Annotated in this window: 26 protein-coding genes and 1 pseudogene; 20 read left to right on the top strand and 7 right to left on the bottom strand. The window is 63.2% G+C overall.

Annotation, left to right across the window (positions count from 1 at the left end; genetic code table 11):
• Window positions 1-95: 95 nt before the first annotated feature.
• From O9K64_RS01110 to O9K64_RS01095, 4 genes are read right to left on the bottom strand one after another with little or no spacing between them, the layout of a single operon-like run.
• On the bottom strand, window positions 96-1,163 hold the full coding sequence (locus tag O9K64_RS01110) for an ABC transporter permease (RefSeq protein ID WP_275096226.1): 1,068 nt from the start codon (window positions 1,161-1,163) through the stop codon (window positions 96-98).
• A gap of 46 nt (window positions 1,164-1,209) precedes the next feature.
• Complete coding sequence (locus O9K64_RS01105; protein ID WP_275096225.1) at window positions 1,210-2,685, bottom strand: efflux transporter outer membrane subunit; 1,476 nt, start codon at window positions 2,683-2,685, stop codon at window positions 1,210-1,212.
• Window positions 2,678-5,845: an efflux RND transporter permease subunit gene (locus O9K64_RS01100; RefSeq protein WP_275096224.1), complete on the bottom strand. Its 3,168-nt coding sequence runs from the start codon at window positions 5,843-5,845 to the stop codon at window positions 2,678-2,680. The genes O9K64_RS01105 and O9K64_RS01100 overlap by 8 nt, the downstream gene beginning before the upstream one ends.
• Window positions 5,842-7,074 (bottom strand): efflux RND transporter periplasmic adaptor subunit, encoded by a 1,233-nt coding sequence (locus O9K64_RS01095; RefSeq protein ID WP_275096223.1) that lies wholly within the window; start codon window positions 7,072-7,074, stop codon window positions 5,842-5,844. The genes O9K64_RS01100 and O9K64_RS01095 overlap by 4 nt, the downstream gene beginning before the upstream one ends.
• Window positions 7,075-7,268: 194 nt before the next feature.
• Between O9K64_RS01095 and O9K64_RS01090 the strand changes: the two genes are divergently transcribed.
• Window positions 7,269-7,892, top strand: a complete 624-nt coding sequence (locus O9K64_RS01090) for a TetR family transcriptional regulator (protein WP_275096222.1) — start codon at window positions 7,269-7,271, stop codon at window positions 7,890-7,892.
• A 32-nt stretch (window positions 7,893-7,924) separates the two neighbouring features.
• Here O9K64_RS01090 and O9K64_RS01085 read toward each other — a convergent pair whose 3' ends face one another.
• From O9K64_RS01085 to O9K64_RS01075, 3 genes are read right to left on the bottom strand one after another with little or no spacing between them, the layout of a single operon-like run.
• A complete protein-coding gene (locus tag O9K64_RS01085) occupies window positions 7,925-9,532 on the bottom strand; it encodes a DHA2 family efflux MFS transporter permease subunit (RefSeq protein ID WP_275096221.1) in 1,608 nt (535 codons plus the stop codon).
• A complete protein-coding gene (locus O9K64_RS01080; RefSeq protein WP_275096220.1) occupies window positions 9,525-10,715 on the bottom strand; it encodes an HlyD family secretion protein in 1,191 nt (396 codons plus the stop codon). Before O9K64_RS01080 ends, O9K64_RS01085 begins: the two co-directional genes overlap by 8 nt.
• Window positions 10,716-10,718: 3 nt before the next feature.
• Window positions 10,719-11,198, bottom strand: coding sequence for a MarR family transcriptional regulator (locus O9K64_RS01075; protein ID WP_275096219.1), 480 nt, complete (start codon window positions 11,196-11,198; stop codon window positions 10,719-10,721).
• Between the two features lie 148 nt (window positions 11,199-11,346).
• On the opposite strand from O9K64_RS01075, the gene O9K64_RS01070 reads away from it, so the two are divergent.
• The 19 genes and pseudogenes from O9K64_RS01070 to O9K64_RS00980 all read left to right on the top strand — a co-directional run bounded on the left by O9K64_RS01070 (window position 11,347) and on the right by O9K64_RS00980 (window position 25,511).
• Window positions 11,347-11,793 carry a universal stress protein gene (locus O9K64_RS01070; RefSeq protein ID WP_275096218.1) on the top strand — a complete coding sequence of 149 codons (447 nt, stop codon included), beginning with the start codon at window positions 11,347-11,349 and terminating at the stop codon, window positions 11,791-11,793.
• Between the two features lie 63 nt (window positions 11,794-11,856).
• Window positions 11,857-12,021 (top strand): annotated as a pseudogene (locus O9K64_RS01065) (type II toxin-antitoxin system prevent-host-death family antitoxin); the annotation flags it as partial.
• A 26-nt stretch (window positions 12,022-12,047) separates the two neighbouring features.
• The gene (locus tag O9K64_RS23725) at window positions 12,048-12,308 is read left to right on the top strand and encodes a type II toxin-antitoxin system RelE/ParE family toxin (RefSeq protein WP_420493143.1); all 261 of its coding nucleotides are present in this window, start codon (window positions 12,048-12,050) and stop codon (window positions 12,306-12,308) included.
• Between the two features lie 53 nt (window positions 12,309-12,361).
• On the top strand, window positions 12,362-12,943 hold the full coding sequence (locus tag O9K64_RS01055) for a hypothetical protein (protein WP_275096217.1): 582 nt from the start codon (window positions 12,362-12,364) through the stop codon (window positions 12,941-12,943).
• A complete protein-coding gene (locus O9K64_RS01050; protein ID WP_275096216.1) occupies window positions 12,933-13,889 on the top strand; it encodes a nucleotidyl transferase AbiEii/AbiGii toxin family protein in 957 nt (318 codons plus the stop codon). Before O9K64_RS01055 ends, O9K64_RS01050 begins: the two co-directional genes overlap by 11 nt.
• A gap of 256 nt (window positions 13,890-14,145) precedes the next feature.
• Complete coding sequence (locus O9K64_RS01045; protein WP_275096215.1) at window positions 14,146-14,463, top strand: hypothetical protein; 318 nt, start codon at window positions 14,146-14,148, stop codon at window positions 14,461-14,463.
• Window positions 14,464-14,676: 213 nt separating this feature from the next.
• Complete coding sequence (locus O9K64_RS01040; protein WP_275096214.1) at window positions 14,677-14,970, top strand: flagellar transcriptional regulator FlhD; 294 nt, start codon at window positions 14,677-14,679, stop codon at window positions 14,968-14,970.
• Window positions 14,971-14,986: 16 nt separating this feature from the next.
• On the top strand, window positions 14,987-15,643 hold the full coding sequence (locus tag O9K64_RS01035; protein WP_275096213.1) for a FlhC family transcriptional regulator: 657 nt from the start codon (window positions 14,987-14,989) through the stop codon (window positions 15,641-15,643).
• 61 nt (window positions 15,644-15,704) lie between these two features.
• Window positions 15,705-16,532, top strand: a complete 828-nt coding sequence (locus tag O9K64_RS01030; protein ID WP_275096212.1) for a ParA family protein — start codon at window positions 15,705-15,707, stop codon at window positions 16,530-16,532.
• The gene (locus O9K64_RS01025; RefSeq protein WP_275096211.1) at window positions 16,532-18,142 is read left to right on the top strand and encodes a ParB family protein; all 1,611 of its coding nucleotides are present in this window, start codon (window positions 16,532-16,534) and stop codon (window positions 18,140-18,142) included. Before O9K64_RS01030 ends, O9K64_RS01025 begins: the two co-directional genes overlap by 1 nt.
• Window positions 18,143-18,160: 18 nt before the next feature.
• Window positions 18,161-18,766: a DUF2857 domain-containing protein gene (locus tag O9K64_RS01020; protein ID WP_275096210.1), complete on the top strand. Its 606-nt coding sequence runs from the start codon at window positions 18,161-18,163 to the stop codon at window positions 18,764-18,766.
• A gap of 30 nt (window positions 18,767-18,796) precedes the next feature.
• The gene (locus O9K64_RS01015) at window positions 18,797-20,215 is read left to right on the top strand and encodes an STY4528 family pathogenicity island replication protein (RefSeq protein WP_275096209.1); all 1,419 of its coding nucleotides are present in this window, start codon (window positions 18,797-18,799) and stop codon (window positions 20,213-20,215) included.
• A gap of 68 nt (window positions 20,216-20,283) precedes the next feature.
• Window positions 20,284-21,132, top strand: coding sequence for a PFL_4669 family integrating conjugative element protein (locus O9K64_RS01010; protein ID WP_275096208.1), 849 nt, complete (start codon window positions 20,284-20,286; stop codon window positions 21,130-21,132).
• 26 nt (window positions 21,133-21,158) lie between these two features.
• Window positions 21,159-21,575 (top strand): hypothetical protein, encoded by a 417-nt coding sequence (locus O9K64_RS01005; RefSeq protein WP_275096207.1) that lies wholly within the window; start codon window positions 21,159-21,161, stop codon window positions 21,573-21,575.
• An 81-nt stretch (window positions 21,576-21,656) separates the two neighbouring features.
• On the top strand, window positions 21,657-22,049 hold the full coding sequence (locus O9K64_RS01000; RefSeq protein WP_275096206.1) for a single-stranded DNA-binding protein: 393 nt from the start codon (window positions 21,657-21,659) through the stop codon (window positions 22,047-22,049).
• Window positions 22,050-22,077: 28 nt separating this feature from the next.
• Window positions 22,078-22,983, top strand: coding sequence for a ParB/RepB/Spo0J family partition protein (locus O9K64_RS00995; protein WP_275096205.1), 906 nt, complete (start codon window positions 22,078-22,080; stop codon window positions 22,981-22,983).
• Between the two features lie 127 nt (window positions 22,984-23,110).
• Window positions 23,111-23,929 carry a type IV toxin-antitoxin system AbiEi family antitoxin domain-containing protein gene (locus tag O9K64_RS00990; RefSeq protein WP_275096204.1) on the top strand — a complete coding sequence of 273 codons (819 nt, stop codon included), beginning with the start codon at window positions 23,111-23,113 and terminating at the stop codon, window positions 23,927-23,929.
• Window positions 23,926-24,813, top strand: a complete 888-nt coding sequence (locus O9K64_RS00985; RefSeq protein WP_275096203.1) for a nucleotidyl transferase AbiEii/AbiGii toxin family protein — start codon at window positions 23,926-23,928, stop codon at window positions 24,811-24,813. Before O9K64_RS00990 ends, O9K64_RS00985 begins: the two co-directional genes overlap by 4 nt.
• Before the next feature lie 284 nt (window positions 24,814-25,097).
• Window positions 25,098-25,511, top strand: coding sequence for an STY4534 family ICE replication protein (locus tag O9K64_RS00980; protein WP_275096202.1), 414 nt, complete (start codon window positions 25,098-25,100; stop codon window positions 25,509-25,511).
• Window positions 25,512-25,554 lie beyond the last annotated feature (43 nt).

Genomic DNA, 25,554 nt, shown 5'->3' with positions numbered 1-25,554 from the left:
TGGGAACGGCCGTACGCCGATTGGGGCTCCCGATTGGGTGCCGATTGACAGCCTTACCAATTCTCCGAGCCAGAGGACAGTCGCAGCCGAAACCACTATGGCTTGCCGCGCCGAAAGATGAGCATCGCTGTGGCGAAAAGAGGCGCGCCGATCACCAAGAGCGCGAGCGCCTGCGGCCAAAGCTCGGACAGGCCTATCCCTTTCAGGAACACGCCGAGGATCACGTCCATGTAATGGCGCAGCGGGCTCCCGAGAGAGAGAGTTTGCAATAACCCGGGCATGCTTTCAACGGGCGCAAGTGTCCCGGAGAGGAACATCAACGGGAACAAGCTGAAAAAGCTTAGCAAAAGGGCCTGCTGCAATGTTCGGCTCACGCTTGCGATCAGCACGCCCAGCGAAATCGCGCTCACAAGGAATACCGCAGTGAGCGCAAGGAAGAGAAGGAAGCTGCCCCGCATAGGCACGCCGAACCACCAGACGATCAAGAGGCTTGGGAATATCGAGAGGAGCCCGATAACGAGTGTCGGGAAGGTCTTGGCGACGAAGAGCTCCGCCGTGCCGATCGGCGTCACCTGGAGCTGCTCGATAGTGCCGGCTTCTTTCTCGCGGACGATGGAGGCCGCTGGATGGATCACCCCCACCATCATGGCGGCAAGCGCAATCATGGAAAGCACCACGAATGAGGTGTAGGTCTGGTCAGGGTTGTACCAGACCCGGACTACCGGCTGGACACCCCCTCCCGACGCCGCTGCGGTTGTCGAAGCCGCCTGGAAACGGTTGACGATCTCAAGCGCATAACCGCGGGCCTGTGCCGCCATGTTCGAATTGGTCCCGTCAAGGAGTACCTGCACGGTAGGCGCGTCGCCCCTCGCCAAATCATGCTGGAAGCGTTCCGGGATGACGAGCGCAACACGTGCCCGGCCCGTCTGAAGCCAATCTGTCGCCGCAGGCGCGTTAGCGGGATACCCGGCGGGCGCGAACGCGTCTGTTACCATAAAGCTTTCGACCAGGGCGCGACTCGCCGATGTCTGGTCGAGGTCGACGACGGCGAGCGGCATGTCATTGACTTCGAAGGACAGGGCGTAGGCGCAGATCACCACCTCGATCGTGTAAAGCCAGAGGATCAAGACCAGCATCACGCGGTCGCGCAGCAACTGAATCATCTCCTTTACAAGGAGGCCCGCAAGCCGCGTGCCCATCCGGCCTTCGTCAAGACCCTCGCTGACCTCGTGGGGGGTCGGCGGGTTCCGGCTCAGGATCCGTCGCCTCCGTGACCAAGGATCCGTGCCAACCGCCACCCAGGGCCCGGTACAAGTTCACGGATGATTGCAGACGTTCGCGCTGGGTCTCTACCAGGCCGAGCTCGGTGGTGAACAGGCTGCGCTCGGCGTCCAGCACTTCCAGGTAGCTGGAGACCCCGCCTTCATAACGCTGCCGGGCCAGTTCGATGGTCCGTCGCAGCGCCGCCACTTGGCGGGCCTGCGCCTGCAGGCGCTGCTCCGAGCGGCGCAGACCCGCCAGGGCGTCGAGCACTTCCTGGAAGGCCGTCTGCACGGTCGCCCGATAGGCGATCAGCGCCTGGCGCTGGCGTGCCTCCGCCTGGGCCACCAAGGCCTCGGCGCGTCCGAAGTCCAGAAGCGGCCCGAGCAGTGACCCACCGAACTGCCAGGTGGACGCCGATCCCTGGAACAGGTCGCCGCCCGACGCACTTTGCAGGCCAAGGAGTCCGGCAAACGAAATCGTGGGCAGAAACGCCGCCCGGGCGACACCGATTTCGGCGTTCGTCGCCGCCAGTTCCTGCTCCGCCGCGGCGATGTCAGGACGGCGAACGATCAGATCGGCGGGCCGGCCCCCCGGGACGCTGGCAGGGGCATCGATCGCATCGATCGGGCGCGCCACGGCGATCGGCCGCTCGGCGATCTCTTGCGGACTGCGCCCCAGAAGGACGGCAAGCGCATTGCGCTGAAGCGTGCGTTGCCGGCGAAGCGCCGGCAGCTCGGACTCGGCCGCTGCAAGTTCCGACTCGGCCTGCCGCAGGGTCAGCTCGTCAACATCGCCGCCTTCGAACCGGGTACGCTGCAATGCCACCGTTTCACGGCGGGACGCCACGGTGCGCTTGGCGATCTCGATCTGACGGTCGAGCGCACGCAGATTGAAGTAGCCGTTGGCCACCTCTCCGATCACCGCCAGCCGAACCGCCTCGCGGTTGGCCGCGCTGGCCAGAAGCCGTGTCCGCGCCGCCTCGCTGGCGTTCGCGAGCCGCCCCCACAGGTCCAGCTCGTAAGAGAGTACGCCGCCGACCTGGAGATCGGTGAAGGTTTCCCCGCCGCGGCCGGCAGACGTCGCGGTCTCCTCGCTCAGGGACTGGCGGGCGGCATTACCTTCGATCTCCAGAAGCGGATACCGCTCCGCCTCCCGGCCGGTGAGAAGCGCCCGCGCCTCGGCCACGCGGGCGGCGGCCTGTTGCAAATCCGTGTTGGCGCTGAGCGCTTCTTCAACAAGGTCGACGAGCGCCGGATCGCCGAAACGACGCCACCAATCGGTGGGGATTTCCTCCCCTTGCGCCAGCGCGCTCGAGGACCAGTCCTGCGGCACCGCCGTTTCGGGCTTGCTGAGCTCTGGGGCGAGCGAGCATCCGCCGAGCCAGAGCACAAGCATGCCGATCAACAAGGCCCCTCTATTCATGGCGCGCCCCTTCTCCTGACTGTTCGGACGCCATGGTACCGGTGCGCCCGTTGCCCGGCACACGCCGGCTCAGAAAATCGGTGATACGGCGAACGACGACGTAAAAGAGCGGAATGAAGAAGGTCCCCAGAATCGTTGCCGAAATCATCCCCCCGAGAACGGCCGTGCCGATGGCGATTCGGGTCGTGGCGCCGGCCCCGGTGGCGAAAGCGAGCGGCAGCACCCCCATGCTGAACGCCACCGACGTCATCAAGATAGGCCGCAACCGGACACGCGCGGCTTCCTTGGTTGCCTTGATCAGCTCCATCCCCTGGGCTTCCAGCGTCCGGGCGAACTCCACCAGGAGGATGGCGTTGCGCGCGGTCACGCCGACGGTGGTCAGGATGCCGACCTGGAAGAACACATCATTGGGCAGGCCCCGGACCATGGCCGCGAGCACCGCGCCAAGCACGCCCAACGGAACCGCCAGCATGACGGAAATCGGGATCGTCCAGCTTTCATAGAGGGCCGCCAGCGCCAGAAACACCACCAGAACCGAAAGCGCGTAGAGCAGCGGCGCCTGCGCGCCGGCCTGGCGTTCCTGGTAGGACATGCCGCTCCAGGCCCCGGCAACACCCTCGGGCAGTTGGCCGATCAGGCGCTCCATCTCGGCCATGGCCTCGCCCGTGCTGTAGCCCGGCGCCGGCTCGCCCTGGATCTGGCGCGATGGCACGCCGTTGAAGCGCTCGAGACGCGGCGAGCCATACTCCCAGCGGCCGCTGGTCAGCTCGCTCAAGGGGGTCATGCCGCCGCCGGCGTTTCGCAGGTACCATTCGTCGAAGTCCTCCGGCAGCATCCGGAAAGGGGCGTCGCCCTGGACATAAACCCGCTTGACCCGCCCCTCATGAAGGAAGTCGTTGACGTAGCGGGAGCCCCAGGTCACCGACAGGAGCTGGTTGATCTCGGCGAGCGACACGCCGAGGGTCTGGGCCTTCTCGTGATCGATGTCGAGCTTGTAGCGTGGATTGTCGGGCAGACCGTTCGGGCGCACGCTCGTCAGGACGGGGCTTTTCGCCGCGAGCTGCAGCAACTGCCCCTGGGCCTGGATCAGGGCCTCGTGGCCGATGGCGCCGCGGTCCTGTAATTGCAGCTCGAAGCCCAACGCCCGACCCAGGGCCGGGATCGGCGGCAGGTTGAACGCGAACGCCTGCCCGTCGCGCACCAGACCGAAGAGCGCCCGGTTCGCCCGTTGGATGACGGCCCCGGCGCTTTGGGTCTCGGGATCGCGTTCGCTCCAGGGCTTGAGATTGACGAAAGCCAGCCCCGCGTTCTGCGCCCGGCCGGCAAAACTGAAGCCGGCGATCGTAAAGATGCCCCGCACCGCATCCTGCTCCAGAAAGTAATTCTCGATGGTCTCCATCGTGTCGATGGTCCGTTGTTGGGTCGCGCCCGCGGGCAACTGATATTGGACCACGACGAAACCCTGGTCCTCAGCCGGCAGAAAGCCGCCCGGCAACCGCATGAAGAGAACGGCGACCACGCCGACGATACCCAGAAAAGCGAAACTGTAGAGCCAGACATGGCGGGCGGTATGACCGACCAGCCACACATAGCCCCGGGTCAAACGCCGCAACCCGGCTTCGAACCAGCCGAACAGCCGCTGCATCAGGGTCCGTTCGTGGGAAGCCTTCAGCACGCGGCCGCACAGCATGGGGCTCAGGATGAGCGCGACGAGGACCGAGAGGATCATCGCGCCGGCAATGCTCAGGGAAAACTGGCGGTAGATCGCCCCCGTGGAGCCGGGGAAGAAGGCCATGGGTATGAATACAGCCGACAATACGACGCCGATCCCGACGAGCGCGCCCGCGATCTGCCCCATCGATTTGCGGGTCGCCTCCATCGGGCCGAGGCGATCCTCGTGCATCACCCGCTCGACGTTCTCCACCACGACGATCGCATCGTCCACCAGCAGTCCGATCGCCAGGACCAGCCCGAAGAGGGTCAGCATGTTGATGGAAAACCCGAAGGCGGCCATCACCGCAAACGTGCCCAGCAGCACCACCGGTATGGCAATCGCGGGAATCAGGGTGGCGCGCCAGCTCTGCAGGAACAACAGCATCACCAGAATCACCAGGGCAATCGCCTCGATGATGGTCTGAACGACCGCTTCCATGGACGCTTCCACAAACGGCGCGGTCTGAAACGGGTAGCGCACCTCCACCCCTTCCGGGTAGTAAGGCGCAAGTTCCTCGATGCGGGATCTAACGGCGTCGGTCACTTCCAGCGCGTTGGCGCCCGGGGCCAGATTGATGGCCAATCCGGCAGCCGGCTCGCCATCGTAAAAGGTGTCGATGTTAACCGCGCCGCCGCCGAGCCCGATTCGGGCCACGTTTTCCAGGAGCACCCGGGAGCCATCCGGGTTGCTCTTGAGCAGGATCTTTCGGAACTCCTCGGGGGAGTTCAGCAGGGTTTGCGCGGTCACGGTCGCGTTGAGCTGCTGTCCGTCCACGGCAGGCAGGCCGCCAAGCTGGCCGGCGGTGACCTGGGCGTTCTGCGCCTCGATGGCGGCGATCACGTCGGCGACGGTCAGGCCGTAGTTGATCAAGGCCGAAGGGTCCAGCCAGATCCGCATCGCGTATTCCGACCCGAAGACCTGCACGCTCCCCACACCGGTCACCCGGCCTATGGGCTCGGCCAGCTCGGAGCTGATGAAATCGGCCAGGTCCTGCTTGCTGAGGCGTCCATCGGTGGAGACGAAGGCCATCACCATCAGAAAGCTGGAGCTGGCCTTCTCCACGCTGATCCCCTGTTGGCGCACCACTTCGGGAAGCCGCGGCTCGGCCAGCTTGAGCTTGTTCTGCACCTGCACCTGCGCGATGTCCGGATCGGTGCCTGCCGCGAAGGTCAGCGTGACGGTGGCGTGTCCGGAGGAATCCGCGGTCGAACTCATATAGAGGAGGTTATCGATCCCGGTCATCTCCTGCTCGATGACCTGCACCACGGTGTTCGACACCGTGTCGGCCGAGGCCCCGGGATAATCGGACTGAATCTCGACGGCCGGCGGCGCGACGTCGGGATATCGCTGAATCGGCAACACGAAGATCGCCATGATGCCGGCGAGCATGGTCACGATCGCCAACACCCAGGCGAAGACGGGCCGCGAAAGGAAGAAATTGATCACCGGCCATCGCCTCCTTCGGTCGCGGGGCCCGTCTTCGCGCCATCCGTACCGGTGCCGTGCGGGCGCGACGACGGCGCCAGTGGAATATCCGCCGTCACGGGCTTGACGGCGGCGCCCGGCTTCACTTTCTGCAGGCCCGACACGATCAGCCGGTCACCCGCCTCGAGGCCATTGTCCACGAGCCAGAAGCCGCCGATCGCACGCGCCGTCTCCAGCCGGCGCTGCACGACCTGGCCCGCGTCGTTGACGAGCAGCGCCGTCGCCCGGCCCTGGGGATCGCGCGTGACCCCCTGCTGCGGCGCCAGGATCGCATTTTCACGCACCGCCTCCCGAAGGCGGACGCGCACGTACATGCCCGGCAGCAGCTCGCCATCAGGATTGGGCACCACGGCCCTGAGCATCACGGCGCTCGTGCCCTGATCGACGGTCACGTCGGTGACATCGAGGCGGCCGCGATGCGGATAGATGCGGCCGTCCTCACGCAACAGCGCAACCTCGGCCTCGCCGGGGCCGGCCGCGGCGGGACCGCCCTCTGCCACGGAGGTCCGAATCCGGCTCAGCTTTTCGACCGGCAGCTGGATATCGACATACATCGGGTCGAGCTGGACGACGCGCAACAGCGGCTGCGCCTGGTTGGCCGTCACCAGCGCGCCGACGGTGAACAGCGTCGGACCCGTGCGGCCACTGATGGGGGCCTTGACTTCGGTGTAGTCCAGATCGACGCGCGCGGTCTCAACGGCGGCCCTGGCGCTGGCGACGTCGGCCCGCGCAGTCTCGAGCGCCGACAGCGCCTGATCACGCTCACGCTCGCTGAGCGCATTCTTCTCGAACATATTTGAAGTGCGTACCCACTCCCGCTGCGCCTGACGCAACTCGGCCCGGGCACGCTCCAGCTCGGCCTCGGCCCTCTGGTGCGCGGCCCGGTAGCGGTTCGGATCGATCCGGTACAGGATCTCGCCCTCCTTTACCTGGGCGCCCTGCTTGAAGAGACGTTCCTGCAGGATCCCGGAAACCTGTGGTCTCACCTCGGCGATTCGGAAGGCCACGGTTCGCCCCGGCAGCTCCATGGACAAGACCACGCGTTGCGGCTGCAACTCGACCACCCCGACCTCGGGCGGCGGCGCGGATGGCGCGGCATCGGCCTGCTTCGGCCCGTCATCACAGCCAGCCAGCAGCAAGCCCGCCGCCAGCCAAAGCGGCAGAATACGAAAACGGAACCTATGCGCCATCGGCGTCTCCTTGAGTCACTGGTTGCCGCGGGCCAACAGGGTCTTGCGGCTGTCGGCGGGAAGCCGCCATCGCGGCCGGCCCACCGGTAATCTGAACTTGCGTGCATGCGAACAATAACATACATTCGTGAATGTATGTCAACAATCATCCATGGGCGGCGTCCCTGGGCGCAATGCCATGAAAGAGTGAACCCATGAGACGAACGAAAGGAGCAGCCGAGCAAACACGTGAACGCATCCTCGATGCGGCGGAGCAGGTCTTTTTCGAGCAGGGCGTCGCCCGCAGCACGCTGGACCAGATCGCGCGCGCCGGGGCCATGACCCGGGGCGCGATCTACTGGCACTTCGAGAACAAGGCCGACCTGTTCAATGCCGTGGTGGAACGGGTACGAATGCCGATGGAAAGCGCCTTGCACCGGGTTCTGGAGACCGCGGACACCCTCGATGACCTGGAAGAACTTTGCGCCACGGCGCTGCTCGAGCTCCACCAGGACGCACGCCTGCGCCGCGTCTATACCATCCTGTTCCTGAAATGCGAGCATACGGAAGATATGACGGAGATGGTTGCCCGCGAGCAGTCGATCAAGGACGAGACCATAAAATCGCTGACGCGCTTCTTCACGAGACTCCTGGAGCGCGACCAGATCAGCCATGCCGGCGAGCCGCGCATACTGGCGATTTCCCTATATGCGTACATGGTTGGGCTTCATGTCGACTACCTGGGCTCGCCGCACCTTTATCGCATGCCGGACGACGCATCAGCACTTGTTGGATGTTTTTTCGAGCCACTAAAAATAGGCCGGATCAAAACACGATAACGACGAGGTTCTCCGGTGACGAAGGCCGTTTCTCACCGGGCTGGCTGAGGCGCATCCTGTGCAACGGCTTGCGCTGGCGGGGGCTGTGGCCTGCGGCGCATCATCAGCGCCGGGACAAGGGCGGCCAGGAAGATCGCGCCGACGATGAAGAAGCTGTCGCGATATCCCAGCATATTGCCCTGGGTGTAGATCATGCGGCCGAGATAGTTCATCGCCCCGGCCTGGCGAACCGCTTCCGGTACACCGGCCTGCGCGAGCAGGCCGGTCACATCGCGCAGCAAGCCGGGCGTCGCGCTGTTGCCTGCATGCTGCGCCGCCGTGAAGCTGTCCACGTAAAGCTGCGAGCGCCGTTCGAGGGCGATGGAAAGCAGGTTGACGCCGAAGGCGCCGCCGAGTTGGCGCACGAAGTTGATCGCGCCGGAGCCCTGGCCGAGTAGCGTCATGGGTAGCGCCTTGAGGGCGCCGGCGTTCAGGCTCGGCATGATGAAGCCAAGCCCGATCCGGCCCAGCATGATCCACCAGGCAAACAGCCAGAAGGACGTATTGGTATCGACGCCGGTCATCAAAAACGACGACAGCGCGAAGACCGCCAGCCCGAACATGACCGTGGCATAGGCCGGCGTCTTGTCGGTCAGTCTTCCGGCGATCGGGAAGACGACAGCCAGGATCAGGCCCGCCGGCATCAGCAGCAGGCCGGAGCGCGTCGGCGTATAACCCTGGATCGTCTGCACGAACAGCGGAACCAAGTAGGTCGAACCGTAGATTCCCGCCCCGAAAATGAAGGCCACGACGGACGCGCCCGCATAGACCCGGTTCGTGAAGAGCTTGAGATTGAGCATGGGCGCGGGTGAGCGCAGCTCCCAGACGATGAAGCCGATGCCCGAGACAAGGGCGACGACGAAATCGCGCAGGATGGGGTCGGACATCCAGCCGTCACGTTGCCCGTTCGACAGGCCGTTGAGCAAGGTCACGAGGAACACGGTCATCAGCCCGAAACCGATCCAGTCGAAACGCCGCGACGGACCCGAAGTGGCCCGTCCCGGCATGAAAAGCGTGGCGAGGAACAGGCCGATGAGACAGAACGGCACGGCCATGAAGAAGACATAGCGCCAGCTGAAGCTATCGACCATGATGCCCCCCAGCGTGGGGCCGAGCGCCGGGGCCAGCACCACGCCGATGCCGTAGATGCCCATGGCCGACCCGCGTTTCTCCGGCGGGAAGACCTGGAAGATCGTCTGCATGGCGAGCGGCTGGAGGATGCCGGCCGCCCCGCCCTGGAGGATGCGGGCCAGGATCAGCACGCCTTCTGCAGGGGCCAGCCCGCCCATGACGGAGGCGACGATGAAGACCGTCACCGCCAGCATGAAGGTCGCTCGCTGGCCGAGCGTCTCGACCATCCAGGCGTTGAGCAGCATGGTGCCGGTCATCGCGGCGAGGAAGCCGGTGGACAGGAGCTGCGCCTTGTCCTGGCCCATGCCGAAGGCGCCCATGATGTCGGGCAGGGCCACGTTGACGATGGTCGCGGTCAGGATGGTGGCGATGGTACCCATCATGACCGTGGCCGTGACCAGCCAGCGATAGGCGGGGCCGAAGCGGGCGAACAGCCCCTCGATACTGTCCGGATGCGGCGCGCTAGCCACCGGTCCTGGCCTCCAACTCTACCATCATACCCGGCTTGAGTTCGCCGCTCTCTTGTTCAACGGCAATGCGTATCGGTAGCCTTTGAGTGATCTTGGTGAAATTGCCGCTCGGGTTGGGGTTGGGCAGCAGGGCGAACTCGCTGGTGGCGGCCTGGCCCACGCGTGTGACCTTGCCCTCGAAGCGCCGCCCCGGCAGGGCATCGACGGTGATCGTCACGGTCTTTCCGGGCCGGAAGAAGCGGATGTCGGTCTCCTTGACGTTGGCCTCGACGCGCACCCGCTGCGGGTCATGCACCATCAGCAGGCGCTGGCCGGGGGTGACGTATTCGCCCTCATCCACGAAGGTCTGGTCCACCACGCCGGCGAATGGCATGACGATGGAGCGGTCTTCGAGGTCGAGCGCCGCGCGCTCTCGTTGCGCGCGCAGCCGCTGCTCTTCCGGATCGAGCTCTGCCAACTGGCGTTGGAGCACCGTGAGCTCCCCGCGTGCCGCTTCGGCCTCGGCGAAGACGGCGCGGGCGTTCTCCAGGTCCGCCCGGGCCTTCGACACCTGTTGCGTTGCCGTCTCCAGCGCCGCCCGCGTCTGGTCCAGGCGCTCGCGGGTGAGGAGCCCGCGCGGCACCAGCTTCTCCGCCCGGTCATTCTCCGCCTTCGCCAAGTCGCGTTGCGCCGTCGCTGCCGCCAACGCGGCCTCCGCCGCCCTGATCGCCGCCTGCCGGGCGGTGATACGGCTTTCGGTCTGACGATCGGTGAGTGCGATGCGGGCTTCGATCTCCTCCCGGCGGCGGGCGATGCCCGCCAGCTGCGCGTCGAGTTCCTGAACGCGCAGGCGGCTTTCCCGGTCGTCGATCCGGACCAGTATGTCGCCTTTGCGAACGGTATCGCCCGCAGTGACCTCAACGGCAGTGACCCAGCCGGGAACCCGGCTGCTCACGGCAACGATGTCGGCTGCAATGCGGGCGTCCGTCACAAAGACGTGGGTGAACTGCTGATACAGCCACCAGCCACCGGCCCCGAGAACGACCAGCGCCGCCATGATCGCGCCATACCGTCGCCATGGCCGGGTGCGGCGAGGAGGTGAAACCGCCTCTGACCCAGCCTCTGTCTCCTTGTCGGGGGCTGTGCGCAGATCGGTTTCCGGATCGTCGCTCTGGCGTTCGAGACGGGTCACATGCTGGTCCACGGCCTACCCCTCATCGGTCTTCGTCGCAGGCAGCATCGCCCTTGGCGCGCCGCCCAGCTTGCCGGTGATCTGCTCCAAGACCTTTAGACAGGTCGTTACCTCGCCATGAGATAGGTCGGAGAAGATTTCCGCGCGCACCGCCGCTGCGGTTGCTTCGATTCGCTCCAGGATGGGGGCGGCTTCCGCGCGCAGGTGAACCGACTTGGTGCGGCGGTCGCCAGCTTCCGACCGGCGTTCGATCAACCCCTCGGCTTCCAGCCGATCCAGGGTGCGCACCAGGGTCGGCCCCCGCACCCCGACCGCCTCGGCCAGTTCACGCTGGGTAGCCGCCTCGGCCCGCCGGGAAAGATGCAACAGTGTCAACCAGCGGGATTCGGTGAGGCCGAAGGCGGCCAGCCGTCGGTCGATCTCGGAGCGCCACAGCCGGGCGACCAGCCCGAGCTGGAGGCCGAATCGTTCCTGATCATCGAGGGGTTTTGTCATGGCATTGCCTGCATCGTTGTCCTGCTGTACGATAACAAATAGATAGCTATCTATCAAATGCGAGGGAGGTAGCCCCGATGGCCGGCATTCACATACGAAGGGCCGGGAAAGGCGCTCCATATCACGATCACAGATAAGGAGAACCACGATGTACCGGACCATCCTCCTGGCCTATGACGGCAGCCGGCAAGGCCGTGAGGCGCTGGATCAGGGGACCGAGCTGGCCTTGCTTTGCCAGGCCCGGGTCTATCTCCTCGCCGTCGTCGCCCATGAGCTGGGGGTCACGCTCGCTGAGGCGGCGGCACCCTCGGACCTGCCGGAGCGTGAATATCAGGAGGTGCGCCGCGTGCTGACGGAGGGCGCGGACACGCTGCGACAGGCGGGGCTTTTTGTCGAAACGCGTCTCGCCGCGGGCAACCCCGCCGAGGAGATCGGCCGAATGGCGCACGAGGTCGGCGCGGATCTGATCGTGGTCGGTCACCGAGAACAGAGCGCGCTGGCCCGCTGGTGGCACGGCTCCGTCGGCGCCTCGCTGCTCGCCCACGCACCCTGCAGCCTGCTGGTGGCGGTTTCGGGCACCACGCCCGCTCGATGATCAAGGCAGGATCGGGGCGCCTCGAACGACCCGCCCCTTCGTCTCAAAAGTCGTAGGACCAAGGCCTTAGGGGATGTCAACGAGGGCCAGCGGACCATAGTGATCACCCAACACAGTGAAGCCAAGGCGGTTCTCCAGGACATCGCCAGTTACGAACAAACCCAGGAACCGCCGGCACAGCTCAAGATGCTGGCCCCAGAGCTCCAAATGCATTCGAGAAGGGCGTAGCAAGCCCGTCAAAAAGGCCTTCACGGATATCCGCAAGCGCATCAAGGAAAGCACCGGGTGACACGCTACCGCGTCCGGGGTTTCAGAAGAAACGGAACAGGACCGATCGAATCTACCGTTACGTTGCAATTCGTGACTCGGTGAAGAAAGCAGCGTACGTGTTGGATCAACTGGAACCGCTCTGTTCGAGCCTTGCCGACCTGCCCATGCGGGGCCATATCCGGCCCGAACTGGATCGGATGAATTCCACAAACACAAGACGGCTAAAATGCATGAATTTTTACTAAAATTATTGCCAAATACGCCTCCTGGCGCTATATTTCCCACAGAGGCAAGCACTATGAATCGTTTGGAACAACTGAAAAGACACCTGCGCCCCGGTCGCGTGTACCGGCGTGCGGACCTCGCCCAGTGGTCAAAGAGCGTTGACAGGCATGCACGGGAGCTAGTCGATCAGGGCGTGCTGCAGAAGCTCCGCAACGGCCTCTACCACTATCCCAAGGCATCGGCTTTCGGTCGGGTTCCGCCCGATGAGAAGGAACTCGTCCGCACCTTCCTGAAGGAAGACGATTTCCTGCTCACCTCCCCCAATGCCTACAACGCCTTGGGCGTGGGCACCACACAGCTCTACAATTCCCGCGTGGTCTACAACCACAAACGCCATGGCCACTTCACCTTGGGCGGCAAGCCCTTCGAGTTCCGCAGGAAGCCCCGTTTCCCCAAGCAACTGACGGAAGAGTTCCTCCTCGTGGATCTGCTGAACAACCTGTCCGAACTGGCGGAGGATCCGGCCGCGGTTCGCGAGCGGGCGCAGGCCAAGGCGAAGGAACTGAACCCCGACAGGCTCCGGCGTGCCGCGCGGGATTACGGCAAGGTCGCCACGCGAAAATTCTTCGAACGGGCGCTGTCACGTGCCGCCTGAATCCCTCCTCCATGAGCGTGAAGATTTCGCCGACCTGATCCGCATCGTCGCCGATGAGCGCGGTCTGCTGCCGGCGCTCGTCGAGAAGGACTACTGGATCATGCACTGCCTCTATGGCCTCGGCGCACAGGATTTCGGCTTCGAACTCAAGGGCGGTACCTCGTTATCGAAGGGGTTCGGCATCATCCAGCGCTTCTCCGAGGACATCGACATTCGCATCGACCCCGCCTGTGTCCCCTTTGAGGTCTTCACCGCGGCGAATCAAACCAAGAAGGCGCGGCACATCGAGTCACGGCGGGAGTTCTACGACTGGCTTGCGAAGAACATTCACATCGACGGAATCGTCGGCATCACCCGCGATCACGCATTCGATGACGAGAAATACCGGAGCGGTGGAATCCGTCTTCATTACGAGAGTCCATTCGACCACCCGACCGGTCTCAAGGAAGGCATCCTGTTGGAGGTGGGCTTCGACGACACCACACCGAACATACCCCGGACCATTTCCTCCTGGGCCTTCGATCGCGCCGCCAATGCAGACGTCGTTGCCCTCGACAACCGCGCCGTCGACGTATCCTGCTACCACCCCGGCTACACCTTTGTCGAAAAGCTGCAGACCGTCTCCACCAAATTCCGGCAGCAGCAGAGTACCGGCGAATTGCCCCCAAACTTTCTGCGCCACTATTACGACATTAGCCAACTGCTGGACCATCCGGAGGTGGCGGCGTTCATCGCCACCCCGGAATACCATACCCGCAAAGAGCAGCGGTTCAGGAAAGACGACAAGCTGATCATCGCCGAGAACGAGGCGTTTCTGCTGTCAGACCCGGCTACCCGGGAGCAGTACGTCCTTGCCTACCAAGCCACCGCACCCCTCTATTTCAGCGGACAACCAGACTTCGAGAGCATTCTCGGGAAGATTGGAGAACAGGTCGGCAGGCTCTAATCCATTTCACCAAGCAGGGCAGGCACACATGCCGCCCCTTGAGTGACTCCACGCTTTAGCGGGAATGGTTCCAATCAGCAGGCCGGCTCCGACCATGATGGTCAGCAGGTCATGCGGGTAAACGTTCCGCCTCTGCACATCCTCCTGTGTTTTTGAAGTGCGAAAGATGGCCTCCAGGTGCCATCTTTCGTCCGTTATTTCCGCGCCACTAAACGCTAGCATCGATAGCCGTACCGAGCACAGTGGAGCACAAACGGTGAATCAGTCTATCTCTGCGACCCATGAGTATCTCCTGACGCACTACGGGCCGCTACTGACGATCAAGCATCTGGCCGAGGTGATGCACACGAGTCCGAATGGGGTGCGCATGGCCATCGCGCGTAAACGGCAACCGTTGGCGGTGGCGCTTTCGAACGCCAGAAGGCAGCTGGGCCGCAGGGTGTACTTCGAAGCGCGGTTGGTGGCCGATGTCATTGACCAAGGTATGACGGGTAAGTCACCGAAGGAGCGCCCTACTGAAACCGGCGCTTCATTACCTTCGCCGGAGCGTTCCCTAATATGCACGCAGCCATGAAAAATAAATGAATTGAGACATCGAATTGAAGAAGCCAACAGACAGTCCATTGCACCCCACCAGTTGGCCAGAATCTGTCGGCATGGGTTGTAGGAAAACCCTTACGCGGCACACGCGGGAAAGACACTCCGTATTTTGTTTGCCGGACAAGGACGCACGCTACAGCGCCGAAATGGAATTCGTCATAGCAATACAAATAAAGGAGCTGTAGCCATGGAGTTCGATTTTTCGGAGGTAAATCTTGAGTACCTGATCCAAGCCCGCGACCTCGCCAAGCGAGATCCCGAATTCGTTGCCACCATGCTCGGCATGGAGGTCGAGATGGCTTCCTTATTGGCGGAATTGAAGCCCAAGGAACTCGCACGTATTTCGCTCATCAAGCAGCCGTTACTCATGCCTCGACAGGAACCTTGGTGGTGGTCACGTTTGTTCGTGGCCTTACGCGAAGGGCGTGCTGATGAAATCGAGGCTGTAATTGAGCATGCGCCGTTGGTCACTGTACCGTAAATGAGAGGATACGTGAATGAGACCTGCACTCTGTTCAGCACTGGCCCCTTCGATTCCGCCGCCTTGTGGTAGACGGATCGAACGCGCTGGCTGCGATGTCGAACTTTGCGTTCACGCCACGAGAATCATGGAGGCCATCCGACTGATTCATCTCGGCGCGCGCGCAGGGCTCGTCTGCCAGTTGACAAAGCTGGAAAAATCCACAGCCAACCGCCTGTACCGTCAATTGTGCGGCGCGCCTTCACCCCCTGGCCAGACACCGTTCACCGATACCTGGTACCGGGAAAACGATGTGCGCATGTTACAGGCCACTCTCGTCTGGCGGCTGCACCAACGCTTGGTGCAGACAGAACGGAGCGCCGCGCGCATCGTCATCAATGTATACGAGGCGTATACCCGGCTCGTACGTGAACCACAGCTCGACCTGACCCATACCGTTTTCGTGCCGCGTCTCGTCGCCATGGAGACATGGCACGAAAGAGTGTGCGGGTTCTGCGGCATGACGTACCTGTCCGCGGTAGACAGCAACAGCGCCGCGTGCCCTGGCTGCCGCCTCTATCACCTGCACCGTTGCCACCAGTGCGGCTCACCGATGGAACCGCAATCCAGGGGACGCCGGCGTACGGTTTGCGGCCACTGCGGAAACACGCATAACGGAGGGGCCCGCCATTGATGGAGATACGCAACCACCGCAACTCAGAAACCAGGTATTCCGGAGCTTCACGGAGGATCCCATGGCACTGAAAGTCACCGTTACCAGCACGAAGGGGGGTGTCGGTAAAACGACGTTGACAGCAAACCTCGGCGGTCTGCTGGCCGATCTCGGACAGAAGGTGCTACTCGTGGATGTGGACGTGCAGCCCACATTGTCCAGTTACTATCCGCTCGAGCTGCGAGCCGGCCACGGTCTCTCTTCACTGATCACCGAAGGCCTGGTCGACGGCATCGTCAGCCGTACGGCGATTGCGCAACTGGACCTGATCCTATCCGACGATCCGGAGGGGATGTTGCAGAACTGGATTCTGCATACCCCGGACGGGCGTGTCCGGCTGAAGCATATCCTGACCCGCTTCGACGAGACCTACGACTTCATCCTGCTGGACACCCAGGGTGCGGTCGGACCGCTTCAGGACTCCGCGATCCTTTCGGCGGACTTGCTGGTCTCCCCGATACCGCCGGAGATTCTCTCCGCCCGGGAGTTCGCCCGCGGCACGGTACAGATGTTGGACCGACTACGTCCAATGGCCTTTCTTGGTGCGCCGCTCGGTCCGTTGCGCGGACTCATCTACCGCATGGACCGGACCGTCGACGCCCGCCGCATCGCCCAGGAATTGTGCCGGGAGGCCTACGGCCCCAGTAAGGGTGCCATCACCATCCTGGACACGGTGATTCCGAACACTGTCGCCTACCGGGAGGCGGCCACGGCACGCGTGCCGGTTCACCGCTGGGAACCGCAACGCCAGGGACCCACCCCAAGCGCCCGTGAAGCCATGCTGGCCCTGGTCTTCGAGCTCTTCCCACATCTGGCGGACAAGACACTCGAATGTGAAGGGGCGCAGTAATGGCGAAGAAGCACCCCTCCAGCGAACAGATCCAGTCGATGCTCCGCGAGGGTCACTTCGGCCAGAGCCGCGAGTTGCCGCCGGCGGACCCGCTCACCGCGACGCAGATGCTGTTGGAGATCGATCGCATCGAACCCTACGAGCACAATCCCCGCAAGGAGCGAAACCCGCTCTACAACGAGATCAAAGATTCCATCCGCGCTCAAGGTGGACTCAACAATCCGCTGACCATCACGCGTCGGCCGGGGGATGCCCACTACATCGTCGAGTCGGGGGGCAACACCCGCCTGCAGATCCTCAAGGAGCTATGGAGGGAAACCGCGGACGACCGCTTTTTCCGTATCCACTGCCTGTTCCGCCCCTGGGTCTCCGAATCCCACGTGCTGACCGCGCACCTGATCGAGAACGACAAACGGGGAGAACTCACCTTCATCGACAAGGCCCTCGGTGTACGGGAACTGCGCTTGGTACTCGAATCCGAGCGGAACGAGCCCTTCTCCCAACGACAACTGGTGGAAGCCCTGCGGGAACGAGGCTACGCACTCGACCAGAGCACGATCTCCCGCATGGACTACGCCGCGGATGTGCTGCTGCCGGTCATTCCCGAAGCGCTGCGCAGCGGCATGGGTGCACCGCAGATCCGCCGGATTCGACGGTTGGAGACCGCCTGCCGTAGTTTCTGGAACGACCAGCCCGACATGCCAGACCGGTTCGATGCGCTGTTCACCGAGGCGCTGACCACCCACGACGGCCCGCACTGGGATCTCGATGCTGTGCAGCGGGAGTTGGAAACCCGCATGGCCGAGATCACCGGATTGTCCCTCAAACACGTCCGTCTCGATACCGATGCACGCCTGGCGACCGGCGGCAACGAACCGAGTCCACCGAGACAGCCCCTCACCGACGGGCACCCCACTTCGGCGGCGACGCCGGCACTTGGCACACCCACGTCCGCTACCCCACCCACATCCAGTGAACCTGGATCCCTGGGGGTGCCAGCTCATCGATCGGTCGATGACACAGTCCCGCTGGTCGAGGACCCGGCATCCGACGAACAACCGACGCCCCCCACAACATCTGCCGATGAATCGCCGACTACGGCGGTTTCCTCGTCGGCCTATGACGGCCCTGGCGATCTGAAATCGCTGCGCAGCCGCTGTTACGTGCTCACGCTCAAGATCGCCAAACGACACGACCTGGAGGACTGCATTACGCCCGCCGGCAAACTGGGCATGGGCTTTCTGGTGGACATCCCGCGCGAGTCCATCATTCCGGTCGCCGGCGAGGCGGATGCGCTGCGCCAACTCTACCGCCAATGGGTGTGGTGGCTGCTGCTTAGCTTCTCGGAAGAGAGCGTCCAGCCTGAACGCATGGAACGAGTCCCGGACGAGTTGTTGCTGCGCAACCTGGTCCTGAAGAAGAACGATGCCCAAGCGCTGACATTGGTCGGCGAACCCGACTGGAAGGCGATCGGCTACGAATTACTGAGCAACCCCGCGGTCCCGCAATCGACCATCGATGACCTGCTGACCCTGGCGCAGACCTGCCGCCGCATCCGTCAACAGATGGATGACGACGGCGGCCTGGCCCTGTGGAAGATCGACGGATAGCGGGGGGCTACGCGAACGATGCCGAAGACGACCCATGCAGAGCTGGTATTCCACACCCTGCGCTATGTCACCGAGACCCTGGCCGAGGGGGACATCCATTCGGTGTTGGATCTCGGCTTTCGGCTGGATCAAATCGCCCGCCTGGAACGCTTTACCCTGCGCGATCTGTACCACATCAGCCAGGTCCGCACCCACTTCATGGACATCTCCGTCGACCCTGCCTGCTTCGACCGGGTTCTGGACCACATGGAGCGAAACAAGCGCCATGACGCTCTTCAGGACGAACTCATCCAACTGCGCGCACCGCTCGCCATGATGCGGGCCTTCTTCGGCATGACCAACGCCGAATACGCCGCACGACGCAAGCTGCTCGGCATGTCAGGCACCGGCATCGGCCGACCACCCGCACCGTCGGAGGCAGACGAACAGCGCGTCTGGAAGGCCTGGCAGAGCCACGCGGAGGATCCAGAGGAGCAGCGCTACCTGCACGTGGGACAAACCACCGGCATACCACTGAACACGATTTGGGCATTGATCCAATCCTGGGAGACCGCCGGTCTCCTGCCGACGAATCAAGCGGATGAGGACCACAAGGTGGTTCAGTTCCGGACCAATGAACAATGAGCCTGTTCGAAGATCGACATGGGAAGCTGAGTGGAGCGCGATAACGAAAAGATCAGACCGGAAACACACGCCCTGGACGCCTTTATCCATGCCACCGTGGAACGCCTCCTGAGCGCTGACACCCGCAATACCGTATCGGGTGATGGTCTGCTGTTCCTTGGTAACTGGCACGATGCCATGCCGCGGCTGATCTTTCAGGACCCGGTGCTGCAACCGGTCGACACCCGCATCTGGGGTGTGATCAAGATCGCGGCTGCCGGCACCGGCCCGACCGCGTTTCCGACCTACAAGCAAATCGCCAAAACCGCGAATGTCGGTTCCGAGGCAACGGTGGCCCGGTCCATGGCCATCCTGCGTGCCGCCCGCTGGCTCTCACTGTGCCACCGCGTACGCGACGCCCAGGGCCGGTTCCGGGGCAACATCTACGCACTCCATGACGAGCCCTTGCCGCTGGCCGATGCGCTCTATCTCGACCAGGCCTACATCCAGTTCCTGGAACAGGCGCAGACCCACGCCCATCCCCAGGTGCGGAAGATCGCGGCGGCCGTGCTGGGCACCATTGAAGAAGATCTCCGCGAAGGCGACGGCTGCATCGAGAACGTCAACCCGATGTACCGGCGCCAGGAAGCCATCCGCACCCTGCAAGGCGAGGCGACCCGCTATTTCGGCTTCTCGTCCCGCCAACTTCAAAATTTGAAGTCGGTGCCCGAACCCACCCCACTTCAAAAAATGAAGTGCGGTCCACCTCAAAATCTGAAGTCGAATTCTAGTAGTAGTTGTAGTTATATAAAAAAAACAACTACTACAACAACAGCGGAGGTAGAGCAGACAGACGCGTGCGCGCGCGAAGCGGACAGCGACCAGGAAGCCCTCGCCTTCCCTGCCTCGCTGACACGGAACGAGCACCGTCTGGCCAGCATGTGCCTGCGCAACGCACCAGGGGCCATGCACCAGGACATCCTGGATGAAATGGCCGGCAGGCTACTGTCCGCCAAGCGCAAGAACGAATCCATCGACAATCCCGTGGGCTACCTGGCGCAACTGTGCAAGGCCGCACGCCAGGGATCGTTCATCCTCACCAGCCTGGGACTGAAAGCCCGTGAACAACGCCATCGGGAGGCCCACCTCAAGCGGCAGGAAGAGATCAGCCGTGAACGTGCGCTGGCCCACATGCAGAGCCTGCTTGCGAAGCGTGAGCCATCGACCCCGGAACCGACGCACCATTCCCCCGCGTCTGGTGATGGCAGTGCCATCGGTCCCTCACCTGATCGCCTGCATCCGATCCGCCGAGCACTTCAGTCACAAGGTGATGGCAGTGCCATCACCCCTCCATACGACCCCTTGTCCGATGGCAGTGCCATCACTTCTCGGACCGATATGGCTGCTGATGGCAGTGCCATCAATCCCGCGACCGGTCCACCGCAGGCTTCGAACAAGCCCCGGGGGTGATGGCACTGCCATCACTCTCACAGGTGCCACGTGGCACATCCCAATCTACTGACAAAAGAGGAAGGCCCATGACCCAAACGACATTGGCAAACGATACGGACGACAGGACGTCCCGCGCGCTCCCGGACAACGCGGACCCCGCGGTGGATTACAAGACCGTCGCGGAACGGCCTGGCACCCTGCGTGGCGACGCCTGCCTGGTGATCCAGACCCGTCAGGCGCAGCGTCTGGTCTACGGCCGCAAGCAAGTGGGGCAACAGCCCGGCATCATCGGCCTGGTCCGCTTCGGCATGTTGATGAAGCGCATCTGGGTCTCGGCGATGCTCGACGATCCCTATGCGGACTGGTACCTGTTGCAGATCGATGAAACGCTCGAGACGGGCCGTGTGGAGATCCGGCAATCGCGGAACCAGATCGACGAGCTGCTCGGTTCCGCACGCGGCGTGGAGATCACCGTGGCCCACTCCCTCAAACCGGCCCGGGTGCCACTTCAGTTCGCCAATCCCTACGGCTACATGGGCGCCTATCTGGTAGGCGACTACGACGAGTTGGTCTGCGCGGTGCTTACCGCGCGGCACGTCGGCTTGCTCAGCCGGGACCATGCTGAACAGGTGCTGCAGCGGGGTGGGCGGCTGATCCGCCGCGCCTTTCTGCTCCCGACACAGTGGAAACACTGCGCCGTCGATCGCACCGACCTGGAACAGAACAACCAACGCGCCCAGGCGGCGCGCGCAGCCATGGGGGAACTGCCGCAGGATGTCCTCGACGGCAAGCACCGCGCCCGCCATGCCCCCGAAATCCGCCCACGCCCGGCAGTCGCCGACGGTGCGGGCAAACGCTTTATGTCCGTCCGTGGCCCGGCCATAGACACCGATCCATCGCCGGGTGGTATGACCGGAACGGAGGACAGCGAGTGATACAGGCGGACACAAAGGGCCCTTTGATGCCCTTTAAGGGTAAGGGGGGAGCCCGGAGGCGTTTGCGCGAGCTGGAGCGGCAGCGTGATGAGATCGAGCGAAGGATGCGCGCCGTGGCCTCGGAGTTCAAGGCGACCTTTCGGGCGCCGCGCATCGCATACCTGGCCGTGCACCACAACGGCGGTTACTTCAATCTGCGCTGGCGTGGGGATGCGGGCGACAGTGGCGTTCCGGTGTTTTTCGAACTCACCACCACCGCTCGGGGCCGGCTTGCGTTAGCGACACTGCCCACTCCCGTGCGACGACTCTTCCTTGGTTTCGAGCGCCGGCGCCTGGAGCTGAACCTCGCTTCCAGTACCTGCCAGCACGAGCTGCGGAGACTGCGCGATTACCTTTCCAAACTGGATGCACTTCGCGACTGTGAACAAGAAAACGCGCGTTGAATGGAAATACGGTTTTTGCTGTGCGCTCCAAGGCGCTCGTGGTGCCATGGTAGTGACTATCCAACCCCAGGAGGAACTGAAATGAGTAGCTTGTTCAGTGGTACCGGCAATTTGGGCAACGTCCCCGATTTGAAGTATTTCGATGTGAACGGCGAGAAGCGGCCCGTGGCTGACATGCGGATCTTTTTCGATCGCCGTGTCAAACAGGAGGACGGCAACTATGCCGACGGTGGCGGTTTCTGGGTGACCGCCAGCATCTGGGGTTGGCGCGCCGAGGCGGCGGCAAAACTACTGCCCAAGGGTGCCCGCATCTTCGCCCGTGGCCGCTTGCGTGAAGAGACCTGGGAAGACGACCAGAACGAGCAGCATACCCAGCTGCGCCTCGATGCGGACTATCTCACTGTGGACCTGCTGTGCGTCGACACCCTGTCCGTGCGCACCAAGGCCGATCCGCCGGACGATGATGCGGTTTGACACCTGCAACCGAGCACCTCGGGTATCCATGGAAACCGCGTCTGACAACAGACCCCACGCCGTGAACGACGCCCCCGGAATGGACCAGCCGAATCAGTGCGCCACGTGGCACAGCGCAGCGAAGGCCCATGAGGGGGGCCTGCGGCAGCTCGATGTGGATCTGCTTAGCCCGGGGCGTTACCAGCCCCGGCGCACATTCACGCCCGAAGCGCTGGCGGATCTGGCCGAATCCATCCGCGCCGAGGGCGTGGTGCAGCCGATCATCGTCCGGCCCCTCCCGGGTACCGCGCCACAGCGGTACGAGATCATCGCCGGCGAACGCCGCTGGCGTGCCGCCCAACTGGCCGGGCTCCAGCAGGTTCCTGCCCTGGTGCGACACGCCGACGACCGCTCCACCCTGCTTCAGGCCCTGGTGGAGAACATCCAGCGCGAGGACCTCAACCCCGTGGAAACAGCGCGCGGCGTAGAACAGCTGATCGGTGAGTTTCAACTGACCCACATCGAGGCCGCCCGCCGACTCGGCCGATCCCGTGATGCCATAACGCATCTGCTGCGGATCCTGAAACTGGAACCCCCGGTTCTGGCCCAAGTCGAGAACGGCCGGCTCAGTCTCGGACACGCCAAACTGTTGGTGGGTCTGCCGCAGGCCATGCAACTCAGCCTGGCCCAGACCACCTTCAGCAAGGGCCTGTCGGTTCGGGCGCTGGAGCGGCGTATTCATTCTCTGAACAGCAACCCCAAACCGTCGACCGAGACCCACACGCGGCGCGATGCCGACATCGTGCGCCTGGAGCAGCAGGTCGGTGAAATCGTCGGGACGGAGACCCGAATCGACTATGCAGCGGACCGTGGCGGGGGCCGGATCTCGTTCACCTTCCACTCCCTTGAGGCCCTGGAGGGGATACTGGAGCGGCTGGGCTATGAACGGGATTGACCCCGGCGCCAGCTCGGATCTATGGAGCCAATCCGATCTTGATGGTGCTTCCAATCGCATCGCCCCCACAGCCCCAATCATATGCATATCTATTGCTTTTCTGTCTGTTTTTGAATATAAGCGGGGAATGAGCACTCTGGACCGATACCTCGACGATCAGCTTTCCCGCGGCCGTGCATACTTCACTCGGGAGGAGGCACGGGTGGCGCTGGGCCTGACTGCGGAGGCATTCCTTGCCGCCGCCGGTCGATTGGCCAGGAAGCAGCGCCTGGCGAGTCCTCGGCGCGGCTTCTATCTGATCCTGCGGCCCGAGGATCGTATCAGCGGGGCGCCCGACCCGGTACGTTGGATCGACCCGCTGATGGACTACCTGGGCCTCGACTATCGGATCTCCTTGTTGCGCGCGGCAGCTTTCCACGGCGCCTCGCACCAGGCCGCCATGGTGTTTCAGGTCATCGTCCCGAAGCAGCTCCGGGCATTCGATATCGGCCGCCACCGGCTCCAGTTCATCTACCAGGCTCCCGCGGCCTTCGCCAAGGCCAACCTGCCCGATCGGCTCGGGCAGATGAAAAGCGAAGCGGGTTTCGCCAAGGTGGCCGGCGTGGAGCTGACCCTGCTGGATTGCGCCCGTTACTTCCACAAGGCGACCGGCATCAATGGCGTGGCACAGATTGCCAAGGACATCGGCGCTGGCGCCGATCCCCGCAAGCTTGCGAATGCCGCCGGGGTCTACGAGAACGCCGCCGTGCGCCGGCTCGGGTATCTGCTGGAACGCGCCGGACACGCGCACCAGGCCAAGGCCCTGGAGCCATTCGCCCGGAAGGCCAAATCGATCAAGCCCCTGGACCCCTCCGTCAAGCCGGTCACCGAATCCCTGGCCGGTCTGCACGAACGGAACGTCAAGTGGATGCTCGTCATCAATGAACCCGTGGAGATCGACTATTGATCCCGACATCCTATCTTCAGGAGTGGAGTGCCACGGCGCCCTGGCCCGACGCGCGCCAGGTCGAGCAGGATCTGATTATCTCTCGGGCGCTTTGCGATCTGTTCAGTTCACCGGCGTTGGCGGGCAAGATCGCCTTTCGCGGAGGCACCGCAATCAACAAGCTGCTGTTCCGCCATCCGCTGCGTTACTCGGAAGACATCGACCTGGTTCAAACACAGCCGGAGGCTATCGGCTCCACGGTCAATGCCATTCGTGATGCGCTCTCCTGGTTGGGCAAGTGCAATCGCGCCCAAGCCGGACACTCGATGCACCTGATTTTCCGGTTCGCGCCCGAAGTCGATCCTGAAGCCACACTCAAACTGAAGGTCGAGATCAATACCCGGGAGCACCATAGCCTGTACGGCACCAAGACGTATCCCTTCGAGGTTGATAGCCGCTGGCACCGGGCAAGCACCGAGATAGTATCCTTCGAGCCCGAGGAGCTCTTCGGCACAAAGCTTCGAGCACTGCTGCAGCGGCGCAAGAACCGTGACCTGTTCGATCTGTACGAGGGGCTCAGGCAACTCTCGATGAACACCGACAAGCTCATCGCCTGCTTCGCGCATTACCTCGCCATCGAGGGTAATGCAATCACGCGCGCCGTCGCCGAGCAGCGGATGCTGGAGAAGCTCGGACGGAGCCTGACAGAGGACATTGCACCGCTGCTTCCTGCCGGCATCTCATTTACGGATAACGATGCCATCGACGCGTTCAATACGGTCTGGACGGAACTCGTTGCCAGAATCGAAGGTGATCCATGGAAGCTTACGAGCAAGGTCGTGGACGAGCTTCGCCAGAAGAGGCATCCGAACCTGCTTGGCGGGGGCTCTGCGTCACCAGCGTAGGCAATCGACACTGGATACGGAAAAACCGTATCGAATCGCAGATAACGTTTTTCCATTGACGCACCTGTCCTCCCTGTTAGATTCAAGGTAGTTACACCGCCACCGTTGCGGACTCAACGGTACCCTTGCCGGTTTCCACCGGCACCCACGCGCCTTGGCCGGATCGTGCAACAGGCGCAGCGGCTTGAAGGCCGTCGATCCATTTTTCATCCACCCTACCGGGGAAAGTCATTCCCCGTCCAGGGGGCTGCTCTCTCCGGCTTTCATTCATAGGAGAAAGCACCATGCAAGACTCATCGCAACCGAAGTACTTCGATCTTCACACGACCGGAATCGGCTACCTGAACCGCGTCCGGGAGGTGAAACCCGAACGAGCCGAGGCGTTTCTGGCGGTGGACATTTCCGCTCTGCACGGCAGTGCCGACAACGTCGAGTACACCCGCTTCGACTGCCGGGTTTCCGGTAAGGAGGCACAGGAGATCATTCGCGGTCTGATGCCCGCCATGGAGGCCGATCACAAGGTGCTCGTGGGTTTCAAGATCGGTGATCTGTATGCCGAGACCTTCACCTACGAGCGTGGCGAGCGGCAGGGCCAGACCGGCGTCAGCCTGAAGGCGCGGCTGCTCAAGATCACCTGGGCCAAGGTGGACGGCGAACCGGTCACACTGCCTTCCAGCGATCAGGAGCAGGCCGCCTAGCCCTGTTCCTTTTCACCATCCCGACGGGGGAGCGACTCTCCCA

The organism is Sedimenticola hydrogenitrophicus, from assembly GCF_029017505.1.
Lineage (GTDB): Bacteria > Pseudomonadota > Gammaproteobacteria > Chromatiales > Chromatiaceae > Sedimenticola > Sedimenticola hydrogenitrophicus_A.
This window is presented reverse-complemented; position numbering and strand designations above follow the sequence as displayed.